Annotated in this window: 11 protein-coding genes; 2 read left to right on the forward strand and 9 right to left on the reverse strand. The window is 57.0% G+C overall.

All coding sequences use genetic code 11. The features are described from left to right. Positions 1-23: 23 nt before the first annotated feature. Entirely contained in the window at positions 24-1,043 is a 1,020-nt protein-coding gene (gene aruF, locus ACQR3R_RS19750) for an arginine/ornithine succinyltransferase subunit alpha (protein ID WP_428274478.1), read from the reverse strand. Between the two features lie 228 nt (positions 1,044-1,271). Continuing rightward, positions 1,272-2,492: an acetylornithine/succinyldiaminopimelate transaminase gene (locus tag ACQR3R_RS19755; RefSeq protein ID WP_428274480.1), complete on the reverse strand. Its 1,221-nt coding sequence runs from the start codon at positions 2,490-2,492 to the stop codon at positions 1,272-1,274. A 285-nt stretch (positions 2,493-2,777) separates the two neighbouring features. Here ACQR3R_RS19755 and ACQR3R_RS19760 point away from each other — a divergent pair, with 285 nt between their 5' ends. Next, positions 2,778-4,145: a dermonecrotic toxin domain-containing protein gene (locus ACQR3R_RS19760; protein WP_428274482.1), complete on the forward strand. Its 1,368-nt coding sequence runs from the start codon at positions 2,778-2,780 to the stop codon at positions 4,143-4,145. Next, the gene (locus ACQR3R_RS19765; RefSeq protein ID WP_428274484.1) at positions 4,145-7,489 is read left to right on the forward strand and encodes a hypothetical protein; all 3,345 of its coding nucleotides are present in this window, start codon (positions 4,145-4,147) and stop codon (positions 7,487-7,489) included. Before ACQR3R_RS19760 ends, ACQR3R_RS19765 begins: the two co-directional genes overlap by 1 nt. Before the next feature lie 8 nt (positions 7,490-7,497). Here the strand turns inward: ACQR3R_RS19765 and argR are convergent, their stop codons facing one another. The 7 genes from argR to acs all read right to left on the reverse strand — a co-directional run bounded on the left by argR (position 7,498) and on the right by acs (position 15,534). Further along, a complete protein-coding gene (gene argR, locus ACQR3R_RS19770; protein WP_428274485.1) occupies positions 7,498-8,478 on the reverse strand; it encodes a transcriptional regulator ArgR in 981 nt (326 codons plus the stop codon). A 246-nt stretch (positions 8,479-8,724) separates the two neighbouring features. After that, entirely contained in the window at positions 8,725-9,489 is a 765-nt protein-coding gene (locus ACQR3R_RS19775; RefSeq protein ID WP_428274487.1) for an ATP-binding cassette domain-containing protein, read from the reverse strand. Between the two features lie 27 nt (positions 9,490-9,516). Continuing rightward, positions 9,517-10,629, reverse strand: coding sequence for a succinylglutamate desuccinylase/aspartoacylase family protein (locus ACQR3R_RS19780; RefSeq protein WP_428274489.1), 1,113 nt, complete (start codon positions 10,627-10,629; stop codon positions 9,517-9,519). 1 nt (position 10,630) lies between these two features. Further along, complete coding sequence (locus ACQR3R_RS19785; RefSeq protein WP_428274491.1) at positions 10,631-11,329, reverse strand: ABC transporter permease subunit; 699 nt, start codon at positions 11,327-11,329, stop codon at positions 10,631-10,633. After that, the gene (locus ACQR3R_RS19790; protein ID WP_428274493.1) at positions 11,326-12,015 is read right to left on the reverse strand and encodes an ABC transporter permease subunit; all 690 of its coding nucleotides are present in this window, start codon (positions 12,013-12,015) and stop codon (positions 11,326-11,328) included. Before ACQR3R_RS19790 ends, ACQR3R_RS19785 begins: the two co-directional genes overlap by 4 nt. A gap of 91 nt (positions 12,016-12,106) precedes the next feature. Beyond that, positions 12,107-12,880 (reverse strand): lysine/arginine/ornithine ABC transporter substrate-binding protein, encoded by a 774-nt coding sequence (locus ACQR3R_RS19795; RefSeq protein ID WP_428274495.1) that lies wholly within the window; start codon positions 12,878-12,880, stop codon positions 12,107-12,109. Between the two features lie 698 nt (positions 12,881-13,578). After that, a complete protein-coding gene (gene acs, locus ACQR3R_RS19800; RefSeq protein ID WP_428274497.1) occupies positions 13,579-15,534 on the reverse strand; it encodes an acetate--CoA ligase in 1,956 nt (651 codons plus the stop codon). Positions 15,535-15,648: the final 114 nt, after the last annotated feature.

The raw sequence follows: 15,648 nt of genomic DNA on the forward strand, positions 1-15,648 counted from the left end.
CGCCACCCGCGAAACTCGCTGTTTTAAACCGCTACCAAACGCACGCTGGCACCTTCGCCGACGCCCAGGGCTTCGGCGGCTTCAAGGTCCAGGATCACGGGTTTACCCGGCGCGTAATCGAGCTCGAGCAACACGGCGCGGTAATCCTGCAACTGTGCGTTGGCCACCAGGTACTGACGACCGGCGCCTTTGACTGTCTCACCGATTTTCACCGGTACTACACGGCTTTGCGCGATAGAACGGATACCCGAGACGCGAGCGTGCAGCGTTGGGCCACCGTCAAAAATATCGATGTAATGATCGGTCTCAAAACCTTCGCGCATCAGTATGTCGAAGGTGATCTGCGCCCGCGGGTGCACCTGGCCCATCGCTTCTTGAGCGGAGTCTGGCAACAGCGGAACGTAGATCGGGTAATGCGGCATCAGCTCGGCCAGGAACGTTCGGCTTTTCAGACCGCACAAGCGCTCGGCCGCGGCGTAATTGAGGTCAAAAAAGTTGCGGCCGATGGCATCCCAAAACGGCGAGTCGCCGTTTTCATCGCTGTAGCCGACGATCTCGGTGACCACGGAATCGGCGAAGCGCTCCGGATGACTGGCCACAAACAGCAATCGCCCGCGAGAGTTGAGCTCTGACCAGGCCGAACCCACCAGTTCCGGCAGCACGTAGAAACTGGTCAGCAAACTGTTGCCGGTCAGATCGTGGCACTGGGAGAGCACGTGAATCTTGTTATGAATCTTCAGCTCGCGGGAGGCGTGCACGAAGGTTTCATTACGGAAACTGTAGAACGGCTCGGAATAGCCCGCCGATGCGACGATGGCCGAACAGCCAACCAATTTGCCGGTAGCGGTGTCTTCGAGCACAAAGAAATAGCTTTCTTCACCGTTAAAGCTGACTTCAGCGGCGAACGAAGCTTCGCTCGCAGCGATTTTGTCGCTCAGGCGTTCAACGTCATCCGGCAAGGAAGTGACACCAATCGGGCTGTCCGCAGCCAGACGCTGTACCTCGCCCAGATCAGCCATTTGCGCGGGGCGCATCACCAGCATGGTGTCACTCCTTAATCTCAGAACTAACAAAAGAAAAAATCCCGGGCCATCCCTGAAACAACTCAGCGTCAACTGTGGGCGCTAGCCTGCTAGCGATACCTTCCTGTCAGGCAACAATGATGTTGGCTGGCAGGCCCTCGTCGCCAGCAGGCTGGCTCCCACAGTTTGATTCGGCCTGGAACAAAAAATTGGGTTCGACGCCTGAATCGTCAGGCGTCGAAGGGTCTATCAAGCTTGAGTCAGTTTTGCGACGGCGCGTTCGAAGCGGTCCAGACCGGCATCGATATCAGCATCCTCGACCACCAGGCTCGGCGCGAAACGCACGACGTCCGGGCCAGCTTGCAGGATCATCAAACCTTCACGCTCGGCGGCGTTGAACACGTCTTTGGCTTTGCCTTTCCAGGCATCGCTCAGCACGCAACCGATCAGCAGGCCCAAACCACGAACCTGAGTGAAGATGCCGTACTGCTCGCCGATCTGTTCCAGACGAGCCTTGAACTTGTCGTGCTTGGCGTTAACGCCGTCCAGCACTTGCGGGGTATTGATCACATCGATCACGGCCTCCGCAACAGCACATGCCAGCGGGTTGCCGCCGTAAGTGGTGCCGTGGGTGCCAACCACCAGGTGCTTGGCCAGTTCTTCACTGGTGAGCATCGCCGCAATCGGGAAACCACCACCCAGGCTTTTGGCGCTGGTGAGGATGTCCGGCGTCACGCCGTAATGCTGATAGGCAAACAGCTTGCCGCTGCGGCCCATACCAGTTTGCACTTCATCGAACACCAGCAGCGCATTGTGCTCGGTGCACAACTCGCGCGCGCCTTGCAGGTAAGCCAGTTCGGCCGGCAACACGCCGCCTTCACCCTGGATCGGTTCCAGCACCACCGCGCAGGTCTTGTCGGAAACAGCCGCTTTCAAAGCAGCCAAATCGTTGTACGGCACGTGGGTGATGCCGGTGATTTTCGGTCCGAAACCGTCGGAGTACTTCGACTGCCCGCCAACGTTCACGGTGAACAGGGTGCGACCGTGGAAGCTGTTCAACGCCGCGATGATTTCGTACTTTTCGCTACCGTAACGATCGAAAGCTACGCGACGGGCCAGCTTGAAAGCGGCCTCGTTGGCTTCGGCGCCGGAGTTGCAGAAAAACACGCGCTCGGCAAAGGTTGCGTCGATCAGCTTATGCGCCAGACGCAGCGCCGGCTCATTGGTGAACACGTTGGACACATGCCACAGCTTGTTTGCCTGCTCGGTCAATGCACTGACCAGCGCCGGGTGTGCATGGCCCAATACGTTAACGGCAATCCCGCCAGCGAAGTCGATCAGCTCGCGGCCAGACTGGTCCCAAACGCGCGAACCAGCGCCACGCACAGGGATGAAAGCGGCAGGCGCGTAGTTGGGAACCATTACCTGGTCGAAATCGGCGCGTTCTACCGCAGCGTGCTCAACGGACATCGGAGTCTCCTGAAGAGGAACACTCGCCGGAAACTGGCGAGCGATGAGGGGATTGTAAGGACAGTTTTCAGCCCGGCCTTGCCGCCAAGCGACAACTTCTTATAGCGCAAACACAGGTTTTGCCCGGGTTTACGGCAATGCGACATATACCGTCGCAAAGGCGCAGTTTAAACCGCCGGCGCAGATTACAGGCAGGCTTGTGCAGCGATGCGGTAAATATGTACCGCCTACACCACTTCAGCCTCTGTTTTGATTGCGCTCCATCCAACGCTAAGGGACTAGCGCATGAAGCAAGATGACCATGAGGTTGCCGTTCATCCGGACGAACACTTTCATCACCTGTACCAAAACCTCCCCGAATGGTTACTGAAAGCATCGGCCCAAACGCGCGATTCGCTGAAAAACGCCAGCCTTGATATTCCTCTTTGGCATGGCACAGCCACCCGACAGCAGCACGAGATGCTGAAAACCATCAGCCAGCAGCACTGGGGCCAGCGCAATCACCTGAGCTCGATGCTGGCCAATCTGCTCAGCGCACGCGATTTTGCAGAGCCGCTGCTGGCAGCAGCACTGAATACCCGGTTCAACCTGGCACTGGACGTTAAAACCACCTTCCTGCGCCTGTACATCCCTCTGTCTTTGCCCTTGTTTGCGATCAAATCGGGCGCTGCACGGACATGGACCGTGTCGTTACTCGACGCAGCGTTGCACAACTTTCAGGCATCGGAGGCTGAGGCAAATGCTTACGAACGTGACTCGACCTTCATCACCGAACCATCACCCTCGGGGCGATTCGAAACGCTGCCGCATGTTTCCCGGACAATCACGGTGCAAGCGTTCGTGCGGTTATGCCGTGAACTGGACATTGGTCGCCAATACAACGCCTACCTCAAAGACAACCTTGGGCTAACCAACCGGCTGACAGCAGCCGTGCTGCAGCCTGCAGTCATCGCTACGCAAAAAGCTGCCTTTCGGTCGGCGCTATTACTGAGTCACTTGAGCAGGGATATAGATGAAGATGCCGGCAATTCCATCTATCAATTAACAGAGGGGCTCGCACCTTCGCTGGACGGACAGACGCTCCAGGCTCACGACCTGACGATGATGTCTTCATCACTGACCGGCATTGTCATTTTCGGCAACAGCTTCAGCCGTGCAAGCAAGCCCACACGCATCATTGCCTACATTCCCGATGACCCGGAACATCCCCTTAAGCAGTACCCCGATACCGTTGCATTCATGCACGATCTGACCCGCAAGCTGCGCTCTGCCAGCTATCAAACATTCTTCAGTCGTTTCGTCGACCATCAAGAGCGCGGGCATTTTTTTGCCGACCTTAATAGCCGCTTGCAGTCAGTGACCTGGCACCAACATGCGCAGGGCGACCCGCTACCCGCGTGGCGTGAAACGCCCATCGACAAGCCTAACTTGAGGTTTTCGCTGACCCCGCTTCGGGCGGGACTGTGGAATCACCTTTATCAGCGGCAACTCAACAAAATTCTCAATGACGCCAGCACACTCGCGGTCTCCACCGCCCAAGCCGATCAAGCAGCCCGATGGGCGCTGTGGGATGCCTTCAGCAAAGTCGCCTCTACGGTCCTTCAATTGGCGGCATTCGTTGCCCTGCCGTTTGTGCCATTCCTCGTGAGCTGATGCTGGCCTACATGGCGTACCAAGTGCTCGACGAAACCTTCGAAGGCATTGTCGATTGGGCGCAAGGGGCAAAGTCGGAAGCGTTCGGGCACTTGATCGGCTTCACCGAGACGGTGGTTCAATTGGGGACATTTGCGATCGGTGGCGCGATAGCTGCCGGCGCATTCGCTCGCCTCCTGTCACGCGAAACAGTTGCGCTGCTTGAGCCACTCAAACCGGTACAGACGTCAGCAGGCAGGACCCGTTACTGGCAGCCAGACCTGAGGCCTTACGAACATAGGGGTACGTTGCCAAAAAACCTGACAGCGGATAACCGTGGTCTGTATCAACATCAGGGCCAGACGCTGCTGCCCTTAGAGAACAAACTCTATGCGGTCGAAGCCAACAGCGAAAACGGCGAGTTTCAGATTTTGCATCCCGAGCGTAAAGAAGCTTATCAACCGCCATTGCGGCATAACAATCACGGCGCCTGGCAAACAAAACTCGAGCAACCCCTGTCGTGGGACAGGGAAACCGTCATGCGTCGCCTTGGCCACAGTGTCGACACATTGACCGTCGCCGAGCGCGAACAGGTCCTGCGCATCAGCGGGTTTCACGACAATGTATTGCGCGAGGCACATGTCGAGAACCATCGCCCGCCTTCGCTGCTCACCGACACCATCAAGCGCTTCAAAATCGACCGAGACATTCAAGCCTTGATCGAGCAACCCGATGCCGACCCCACTGAACGTTACTTGGCATTGAGCAACCGCAAATCGCTATTCGAATCCCGCTATCGCACCCTTGAACAAACCGGAGACCGCCAGGTTCAGTTGCTGCTTGGCGAAGTAACGGGTTTACCCACAGACATCGCCGCAGAACTGGTAGCCAATGCAACGGGGACCGAATTGATGCACCTGCACACCGGCCGAGTGCCTCAGCGACTCAAGGACGTTGCACTCAAAGCCATGGAAGCCGTGCGTGTCGCCCGAGCCTACGAAGGGTTTTATCGTGAGGATATGGAGACGACAGATACCCATCGACTCGCCTTGCATAGCCTGGAATCGATGCCCGGCTGGCCCGACAAGGTGCGGATTGAGGTCAGGGATTTTTCCGCCGAAGGCGTCCTCGGCGACAGCATCGGCGACGTTGACGCATCAATCCGAAGAATCCTGGTACACGCTGACGATGGCAGCTACCAGGTTTACGGAAGCGATGAAAAACCAAGCAGTTTCTACAGCGCCATTCTTCAGGCATTACCCGAGGTGCAACGCAATAACCTCGGTGCTTTTCCTGCTGATGGCCAGGCTTTTAAACAGCATATTGCTGAACACGCTCAGAATAATTCGCAGTTGCGCACGCTGTTTGCCAGGCACCCCAATCGAAAGCCGTTCTATGATCCAACAACCATGCGCCTGCCGGGCGGCACGCAGGGCTACAGCCGCGTTGCTCGAAACAGCCCGACGCTTGATGATCGGGTTCGAGAGGTTTTTCCAAACCTGGCCCAAGACGAACTCAACGCTTTTGTCGCCCGCCTGCAGCGCCACCCGAATGGCGCTCGTGTTGAACTGTCACGTTTGTCGAACGAACTGGAGTCACTGCATAGGGATCTGGACAAATGGGCACAGGAAGCACCCGCCACCCACCATGAATCTGGAGTTGCAATCAGTGATTTGGAGCAACAGGCAACGCGTCACAACCGTAGGCTGCTAGCGCAGGAAATACAGCGCAGTTGGCGCCGACAGTCCGACCGCGATTTCGACAACCCTGAAGGGTTCGAGCGCTACACGCTGAGGTTTTCAGAACCGCTACCGGGCAACCTGCCAAAATTGACCGCCAACTTCGACCACGTGTCATTGCTGTCTCTGGAAGGCAATCACGTCGCGCATGGCCTGCCGGAGTTTCTGCAACAGTTCCCCAATCTTCGTCGTCTTGAATTGCGCCGTTTCAACTTGGGCACCCTTCCCGACGTTATCGCTCACATGCCGAATCTTGATGCACTGGTGCTCAACGATTGCGCCATCAGATTCGATGCCGCGGCATGGTCGATCGTGTCTTCGATGAAGAGGCTGACCGTGCTGGATTTGTATCAGAATCCAATTGAAACCATGCCCAATATAGATTCGTTACCCCAACTGTTTCATCTGGACCTGAGCCACACCGGTCTCACCGAGATTCCGCTCAGCGCTTTGCGCCATCCCAAACTCGATACGCTCATGCTGATAGGCAACCGGATAAGCGAGCTACCACTCGAATTATTCGATAGCACGGCCTACAACAATCGCGGTGTGCACCTTTCGCAGAACCCTCTTAGCAACACGGCGCTGGAAACAATCAAGCATCAATACTTTGAAACTGTATACGACCTGGGTGTGTATGCCCCAATGGCAGACATCGAACGAGTCAAGGCGCTGTATCCCAAGTACGCTAACGAGCAAGCAAGTGAGTTTGTTTATGAGCTCAGTGGCACGCTGGAAGATGGCCGTATCGAATTGAAACGAATGGAGCTTGAGCTGTCGCGACTCAACGAGGACTTATCTGCGTGGACCGCTGACTTGCCAACGCGGCACCCGTCAACCGGCGAACCGTTTACTTCAATGCAAGTGCTTTTCGAACATTCAGCCCGCGACGAATTCAAGCAACTGGTAGAACGATGCTGGCGACAGGACACAGAACTGGATGATTTCAATGATGCACTGGAGCCCACCTATGAGCTGGTTTTCAACTCCGTGATCAATGGTGAACTACCGACCCTCAGCGCAACCTTTGAGCGCGTGTCTATGGTGGAGTTGGTCAGCGCGGACGGTGCGACGCAAATCGGACGTTTCCTGGAATCCTTCCCGAACCTTAAAAGCCTGACATTACGCGACTGCAACCTTGGCGATATTCCCGCCGGGGTATTCAAGATGGGGCAACTTCGAGCGCTTTCCATTCCCGGATGCCGCGTTGTCTTGTCTGCTGATTCGGTTATGGCGCTGGCGGGTATGGAGCACCTCGACTACCTCGACCTCAGCCAAAACCCGCTGGGAAATGCCCCGGATATCAGCCAGATGCCACGCTTGGCGACTGTGCTGCTGAATGAAACCGGGATCACCGAAATCCCGCGAGGTCTCATGCAGGTGGATGAGCTGAACATGGCAGACTTGAGTGACAACGCGATCACCGAATTCCCCGCCGACCTGCAGGAGATGCCACTGGCGGTTGCGCAAAATCTCATCTTGAGAGGCAACCGGTTTTCCGAAGAAAGCCTCTCAAGGCTGATCAGCTATTTCGAACGCACGAGGGTAGATTTCGGCGTGCAGGAAGTGATCGATCAAGGCCAGATGGAAGTGTCTTCCGGTGAAGGTTCCGAGGTCGATGAGTAATAGCGCTTTCAACCGCGCTCGGACGGTACCGAGGACAACTCGAACGGGCTACTGCTGCGCCGCTGATTGCGATCTTCGCGCGGCGTGGCGCCGAAGAAATTGCGATAGGCACTGGAAAAATGCGGCCCCGAGGAGAAACCGCATGACAGGCCGATCTGAATGATCGACTTGCTGGTCTGCATCAGCATCTGCCGGGCCTTGTTCAGGCGCAGCTCCAGGTAGTACTGGCTCGGCACGCGGTTGAGGTATTGCTTGAAGATTCGCTCCAATTGCCGACGGGAGACACATACGTGCTGGGCAATTTCGTCGGTGGTCAGCGGCTCTTCGATATTGGCTTCCATCAACAGCACCGCTTGGGTGAGTTTCGGATGGCTGGAGCCGAGGCGGTTTTGCAGTGGGATACGCTGCCGCTCACCGCCCTCGCGGATGCGCTCTACGACTAACTCTTCGGATACAGCGCCCGCCAGTTCGGCGCCGTGATCGCGGGCCAGCACGGCCAACAACAAATCGAGGACCGACATGCCGCCGCAAGCGGTCAGGCGATCGCGATCCCAATCGAACAGGTGGCTGGTGGCGATCACTTTAGGAAAGCGCTCGACGAAATCGTCCTGCCAGCGCCAATGCACGGCAGCGCGGTAGCCATCGAGCAAGCCGAGTTGAGCCAATGGATACACACCGGCCGACAAACCGCCGATCACACAACCGGCGCGCACCAATTGCTTCAACGAACTGCTGAGCGCCGGCGCCAGCGTTGTCGGCGGCTCGTCAGCGAGCAAGAACAGTTTCTGGAAGTTTTCAAGCTTGCCAGCCCAAGGTTCGCCCGGCAGTTGCCAAGCCCCTTCGGCCTGCGGTTCGGCCTGCAAAAACGACAACTCGTAGACAACGTCCGGATGCACACGCTGGGCAACACGCAAGGCCTCCTCAGCCAGCGCAAGCGTCAGTGCTTTAGTGCTGGGCCAAATCAGGAAACCAATTCGATGGGCAGTCATGGCGGGCAATCCGAAACGAAAACAGTGATGAAGGCATGGGCCAATGCTAGCCCGTAAATGAACACAAATCTCAAAACCGATGGAGATCAATCTGTGGGAGCTGGCCTGCCAGCGATGGAGGTGTGTCTGTGCCAGAGATGCAAACTGGCCCACCGCTATCGCTGGCAGGCCAGCTCCCAGAGGGATCGAGGCCAGCCTCTAGGCTGCGAAGCATGCACTATCCCGGTGCACAACGGGAGTTCGGTTTTACTTAAGGCTGCCCGAGAGGAACTGTTGCAGACGTTCGGACTGTGGATTGACCAGTACCTCACGCGGATTACCACTTTCTTCCACGATTCCTTTGTGCAGGAACACCAACTGATTCGACACTTCACGGGCGAAACCCATTTCGTGCGTGACCACGACCATGGTCCGGCCTTCCAGCGCCAGGGCCTGCATGACCTTCAATACGTCGCCGACCAGTTCCGGGTCGAGTGCCGAAGTCGGCTCATCGAACAGCATCACTTCAGGCTCCATTGCCAGCGCACGAGCAATCGCTACACGCTGCTGTTCGCCACCGGACATGTGGCCCGGATAGGCGTCTTTGCGGTGTGCCACGCCAACCTTGTTCAGGTAATGCTCGGCCTTCTCGCGCGCTTCGGCCTTGGACAGGCCCAGCACGTGAACCGGTGCTTCCATGATGTTTTCCATCGCGGTCATGTGCGACCACAAATTGAAATGCTGGAACACCATCGACAGACGCGAACGCATGCGTTGCAGTTGTTTCGGATCGGCTGCCTTCATGGCGCCATCCTTGTTGGCGACCAGTTTCAGCTCTTCGTTGTTGAGCAGGATCTTGCCGGCGTGCGGTTGCTCAAGCAGGTTGATACAGCGCAGGAAGGTACTTTTGCCGGAGCCACTGGAGCCGATGATGCTGATCACATCGCCAGCCGCCGCTTTCAGGGACACACCCTTGAGCACTTCGTGACTGCCATAGCGTTTATGCAGGTCTTGGACTTCAAGTTTGTACATGCGGTCGGTTCTCACAAAAACAGTCAGTCAGTCGTTGAGCAAGCGCCCGTGACGCAGCGCTTCGCGCCCCGCCACCTTGGCCAGCCAGAAACCGGGTTGGGCATAACGCAGCCGTTCAATGGCAAACAGCACCCCGGACGTACCAGCACACACCGTGCTGACCCGATCCGACAACGGATCGATCACTTCAAAAATTTCGTCCCCGGCTTCAACCCACTCGCCAGGTTTGCGCAAAAAGCTGAGCACACCAGGGTGCGGTGCGAACAACAATTCGGTGCCTTCAAACGGCATGCCTTCACAGGCCTCTTGCACGGGCGTCGGCCATTCGCCGCTGATCAAACCTTGCTCGGCGAGGAACGCCAAAATACCTTCGGCGTGATCCACCGCAGCCTGACGTCCGGTGTCGGCCTGGCCACCCAACTCAATGGTAGTCGCCAGGCAAGCCAGCGGAATTTGTGCCTCCGGAAACAGCCGCGACAGGCGCAACCATGGCAGCGAGCACGCTTCGTCGAAGGAGCTGCCGCCGGAATCTTCCGCCAGCAAACCGACCTTCACATTCAGGTGCGCGGCCAGCGAACGCCACTGCGGCCAGTGTTGCGGCAACGCATACATATGCAGCGCTGCTTCGGCATCGCAGTGCAAATCGAGTACTACATCTGCGGTGCAGGCATGGCTTAGCAATACGCGCTGCATGCCCTGCAACTGACTCGCAGCGGGTGGCAACGCGGCCAGCGCATCGCTCATGGCCTGGCGAATCAAACGGATATTGGCGTGCGGGTCATCGCCCAGGCGCCCATCCAGCGCGGCCGCTACGGGCGCGCTGAGCTCGACGAAATCACGGTTGAAGTTCTTGCCACTGCCCGCCTCAAAGCGACCTTGATGATTGCCTTGCAACAATTGACCGAGGCCCAGCGGATTAGCCACCGGAACCAGTTCGATGACACCGTTGAGCAAGCCTTGGGTTTCGAGTTCGGCCAAGCGTTTTTTCAGCTCCCACGCCGTACGCATGCCCGGCAACTCATCAGCATGCAGACTCGCCTGAATGTAAGCCTTGCGTTCGCCAGTACCGAAACGGAACACCGAAACCTGACGTTCGCTGCCCAAGTGGCTCCACGGCAATGTATGGTCTATGCGCTCCATATCAGTGCTTCCGTGGGGCCAGATAGCCCAGCCAGCGGCGCTCTGCCAGTTTGAACAGCTTGACCAGAATGAACGTCAGGCACAGATAGAACACACCGGCAGTAATGTAGGCTTCGAACGGCAAGTAGTATTGAGCGTTGACGGTGCGCGCGGCACCCGTGATGTCGATCAGGGTCACGATGGACGCCAGACTGGTGGTCTGCAACATCATGATCACTTCATTGCTGTACTGCGGCAGTGCCCGGCGCAGGGCCGACGGCAGCAGAATGCGCTTGTACATTTTGTATCGCGACATGCCCATCGCCTTGGCGGCTTCGATCTCGCCATTGGGCGTTGCGCGCAGGCTGCCGGCGATGATTTCAGCGGTGTAGGCGCTGGTGTTGATCGCAAAGGCCAGGCACGCACAGAACGTTGCACTGGACAGCCACGGCCAAAGGAAGCTTTCACGCACTGCTGCGAATTGCGCCAGGCCGTAGTAGATCAAAAACAGCTGCACCAGCATCGGCGTGCCGCGGATTACGTAGGTGTAAAGCCACGCCGTCATGTTGACGACAGAGTTTTTCGAGACGCGCATCAAGCCCAGCGGCAACGCACACAGCAGGCCGAAAAACAGCGACAGCGCGAGCAATTTCAGGGTGGTCACCAAGCCGCCGAGGTACAGCGGCATGGCCTCCCAAATGACGTTGTAGTCGAAGATCATAGATCAGCCGCCCTTACGCCTACCGAGTAGCGCTTCTCAAGGTGACGCAATGCCAGCAACGAGACACTGGTGATCACCAGGTACATCGCCGCCACTGCGAGGAAGAAGGTGAAAGGCTCGCGGGTGGCATCTGCCGCCTGCTTGGCCTTGAACATCATGTCTTGCAGACCCACTACCGAAATCAGCGCGGTAGCCTTGGTCAGTACCAGCCAGTTGTTAGTGAAACCTGGAATCGCCAGACGAATCATCTGCGGCACCAACACCCGGAAGAACACCTGGAAACCACTCATGCCGTACGCCATGCCAGCTTCTGCCTGTCCCTTGGGAATGGCCATGAAAGCACCACGAAAGGTTTCCGACAGGTAAGCACCGAAGATAAAACCGAGGGTGCCAATACCGGCGGCTAACGGATTCAGGTCGATGTAGTCATTAAAACCGAGCATCGGCGCAACACGATTGAGCAGGTCCTGACCACCGTAGAAAATCAGCAGGATAAGCACCAGGTCGGGAATACCGCGGATAACCGTGGAATACAGGTCGCCCAGCCAGGCCAGCCAACGAACCGGCGAAAGACGCAGCGCAACGCCGATCAGACCCAGAACAATGGCCAAGGCCATGGACGACAAGGCGAGCTGAAGCGTCAGCCATGCGCCATCGAGGATGACAGCCCCGTAGCCTTTCAACATGATTCAGGTCCTCGAAAGTTGGGATGAAAAAATGGCGCAAACCTCAGTGATCCTGCTGCTTGCGCCATTTCGGACTTGTCGCCGGGACGAGTTACTTGCCGTAAATATCGAAGGCGAAGTATTTGTCCTGGATTTGCTTGTACTTGCCGTTCTCACGAATGGCAGTAATGGCGGCGTTGATTTTGTCTTTCAACGCGTCGCCCTTACGAACGGCAATACCGATGCCATCGCCGAAATACTTCTCGTCGGTGAACGCCGGCCCCACGAAGGTGAAACCTTTGCCGGCGTCGGTTTTCAGGAAACCATCGTCCAGCAAGGTGGCGTCTGCCACGGTACCGTCGAGACGGCCAGCGGCCACGTCGAGGTAGATTTCATTCTGCGAGCCGTAAGGCTTGATCTCGGCACCCAGCGGGGCCAAGACTTCGCGGGCGAAACGCTCGTGGATCGAACCACGCTGTACGCCAATGTTCTTGCCCTTAAGCTCTGCCAGGCTGTCGCTGACTTGCGTGCCAGCCTTCATCACCAGGCGTGCCGGGGTGTTGTAGTACTTGTTGGTGAAGTCCACGGACTTCTTGCGATCTTCAGTGATCGACATCGACGACAGAATCGCGTCGATCTTGCGCACTTTAAGTGCCGGGATCAGGCCATCGAACTCTTGCTCGACCCACACACACTTAACCTGCATCTGCTCGCACAGAGCGTTGCCGATGTCGTAGTCAAAACCAACGATGCTGCCGTCCGGTGCTTTGGAAGCAAACGGAGGGTAAGCCGCTTCGATGCCAATTTTCAGAGGCTTCTCATCAGCGAAGGTTGGCAGGGACAGCACGGACAGTGCCAGGGCGCCAAGCAGCACGAGTTTCTTCATCTTGGGACTCCATCGGTAAAGGGCTAAAACAGCAGAGTGAGCGACAGCCCAATATGCGAATGAGTGAAACCGCAAAGCAGTGCTGCGTCCTAGGAAACCCACGTTGAATTCAACGCAAGCAACGACGAGCGAGTGATCGGCATTCTAACGACAGGCCGGAAGCCGATATTTCTTCAATGCGACAACAAATTACAGAAGCACCGAGAAAGCCGTTTAGGCACGTTGACAGCCTTGCAATTTCATGCAAGAGCAAAAGACATTGAACCTATCTATGTTGCAAATTGCGGGCCTATTATTGGCAAAGCCTTCTAATCCGGCAAGCGCAGCGTGTTCTCTTATTTTTTTTGCGGGTGCTTGAGGCCCTAAAACAAGGCTTTGCGTTTCCCAACGCCCCGTATCGGCGCGCACGGTTACACATTTGGTTACTTGAACACTGATGGGTAACAGTAGGAAAAGGATGACAGGGGATGCCGATAATTATTGGCTGCTGTTCATTTAGCGTCTGACAAATCGCCATCGCTAGCAGGCTAGCTCCCACAGGGGAATTGCGCTCGGCTCACATCGTGAATCCACTGAAGATACTTGTGGGAGCTAGCCTGCTAGCGATGAAGCCAACGATCCCCACAAAAAACCCAGACCAAAAAAAACCCTATCCGGCACAACACCGGACAGGGCTTTTACAGACTCAGATACGACCGTTAAGCCACATTCATCGTCTTGTGCGTATCAATCAAATGCTGCACCACACCCGGGTCCGCCAGGGTCGAAATATCGCCCAACCCGTCGTACTCAGCAGTCGCAATCTTGCGCAGAATCCGCCGCATGATTTTCCCAGAGCGGGTTTTTGGAAGGCCCGGCGCCCACTGAATCACGTCAGGGGATGCGATCGGACCGATCTCCTTACGCACCCAGTTTTTCAACTCGATACGCAGTTGTTCGCTCGGCTCTTCGCCGTTTTTAAGGGTGACATACACATAAATGCCCTGCCCCTTGATGTCGTGCGGCACACCCACCACCGCCGCTTCAGCGACTTTCGGGTGCGCAACCATCGCGCTTTCAATTTCGGCGGTGCCCATGCGGTGCCCCGAAACGTTAAGCACGTCATCCACGCGACCGGTGATCCAGTAGTAACCGTCTTCGTCACGACGTGCGCCGTCACCGGTGAAATACATGCCACGGAAGGTCTTGAAGTAGGTGTCGACGAAGCGGTCATGATCGCCATACAACGTACGCGCCTGGCCTGGCCACGAATCGAGTATCACCAGGTTACCTTCGGCCACGCCTTCGATGATGTTACCCAGGTTGTCGACCAACGCCGGTACGACGCCGAAGAATGGACGGGCCGCCGAACCTGGCTTGAGGGCGTGAGCACCCGGCAGCGGGCTCATCATGTTGCCGCCGGTTTCGGTCTGCCACCAGGTATCGACGATCGGGCAACGGGATTTGCCCACGTTCTTGTAGTACCAATCCCAGGCTTCCGGGTTGATCGGCTCACCCACCGAACCCAACAGGCGCAGGCTGCTGCCATCCGCCCCTTCAACTGCAGCTTGGCCGGACGCCATCATCGCGCGAATCGCGGTAGGCGCGGTGTAGAGGATGTTGACCTTGTGCTTGTCGACGATTTTCGCCACCCGGGTGATGTCCGGGTAGTTCGGCACGCCTTCGAACAGCAGTGTGGTCGCGCCATTGGCCAGCGGGCCGTAGACGATATAACTGTGGCCGGTGACCCAGCCGACGTCGGCGGTGCACCAGTAGATTTCACCCGGACGGTAGTCGAACACACGCTCGTGGGTCATTGCCGCGTACAGCAAGTAACCGCCCGTGGTGTGTTGCACGCCCTTCGGCTTGCCGGTTGAACCGGAGGTATAAAGGATGAACAACGCTTCTTCAGCGCCCATTTCTTTTGGCGCGCAGACACTGCCCGCCACTTTCATCAGGTCTTCGTACCAGATGTCGCGATGCTGGTTCCACTTGATGTCGCCACCGGTGCGCTTGCACACGATAACTTTCTGGATGCTGCTGGTTTCCGGGTTGGTCAGCGCATCGTCGACGTTGGATTTAAGCGAGATTTTCTTGCCCGCACGAATGCCTTCGTCAGCGGTGATCACCACTTTTGAGCGGCAGTCGATAATCCGGCCAGCCAAGGCTTCCGGCGAGAAACCACCGAACACTACCGAGTGAATCGCGCCGATCCGGGTGCAGGCCAACATGGCGACCACGGCTTCGGGAATCATCGGCATATAGATCGTCACCACGTCGCCGCGATGCACGTCCTGGCCGCGCAAGGCGTTGGCGAATTTGCAGACTTGTTCATGCAGTTCGCGGTAGGTGATGTTGCGGCTTTCGGAAGGGTCGTCGCCCTCCCAAATGATCGCGACTTGATCGCCACGCTCGGCCAGGTGACGGTCGAGGCAGTTATAGGAAACGTTCAGGGTGCCGTCGGCGAACCATTTGATGTCGACATGGTGATCGTCGAAAGAAGTTTGTTTCACCGTGGTGAAAGGCTTGATCCAGTCGAGGCGCTGGGCTTGCTCGCGCCAGAAGCCGTCCGGGTTGACGACCGACTGCTGGTACATGGCCTTGTAGGTCGCCTCGTCAGTCAGCGTGTTAGCCAGGACCTCGGGACGAACGGGATACACAGAAGCCGCACTCATCTTTCTTACCTCGGTGGAATAGTTGTTTTTGTATGCCCCCGTTTTAGCCGGGCCGGGCCTATAGAACCATTCGACGATGGTAGTAACAAGCCCCTACAAAGTGTCCTGACAAGC

It is taken from the genome of Gordonia sp. IEGM753 (genome assembly GCF_050321825.1).
Taxonomy (GTDB): Bacteria; Pseudomonadota; Gammaproteobacteria; order Pseudomonadales; family Pseudomonadaceae; genus Aquipseudomonas.

Coding starts and splice junctions, on each gene's coding strand:
- aruF (WP_428274478.1), bottom strand. CDS start 1,043: ATGCTGGTGATGCGCCCCGCGCAAATGGCTGATCTGGGCGAGGTACAG.
- ACQR3R_RS19755 (WP_428274480.1), bottom strand. CDS start 2,492: ATGTCCGTTGAGCACGCTGCGGTAGAACGCGCCGATTTCGACCAGGTA.
- ACQR3R_RS19760 (WP_428274482.1), top strand. CDS start 2,778: ATGAAGCAAGATGACCATGAGGTTGCCGTTCATCCGGACGAACACTTT.
- ACQR3R_RS19765 (WP_428274484.1), top strand. CDS start 4,145: ATGCTGGCCTACATGGCGTACCAAGTGCTCGACGAAACCTTCGAAGGC.
- argR (WP_428274485.1), bottom strand. CDS start 8,478: ATGACTGCCCATCGAATTGGTTTCCTGATTTGGCCCAGCACTAAAGCA.
- ACQR3R_RS19775 (WP_428274487.1), bottom strand. CDS start 9,489: ATGTACAAACTTGAAGTCCAAGACCTGCATAAACGCTATGGCAGTCAC.
- ACQR3R_RS19780 (WP_428274489.1), bottom strand. CDS start 10,629: ATGGAGCGCATAGACCATACATTGCCGTGGAGCCACTTGGGCAGCGAA.
- ACQR3R_RS19785 (WP_428274491.1), bottom strand. CDS start 11,329: ATGATCTTCGACTACAACGTCATTTGGGAGGCCATGCCGCTGTACCTC.
- ACQR3R_RS19790 (WP_428274493.1), bottom strand. CDS start 12,015: ATGTTGAAAGGCTACGGGGCTGTCATCCTCGATGGCGCATGGCTGACG.
- ACQR3R_RS19795 (WP_428274495.1), bottom strand. CDS start 12,880: ATGAAGAAACTCGTGCTGCTTGGCGCCCTGGCACTGTCCGTGCTGTCC.
- acs (WP_428274497.1), bottom strand. CDS start 15,534: ATGAGTGCGGCTTCTGTGTATCCCGTTCGTCCCGAGGTCCTGGCTAAC.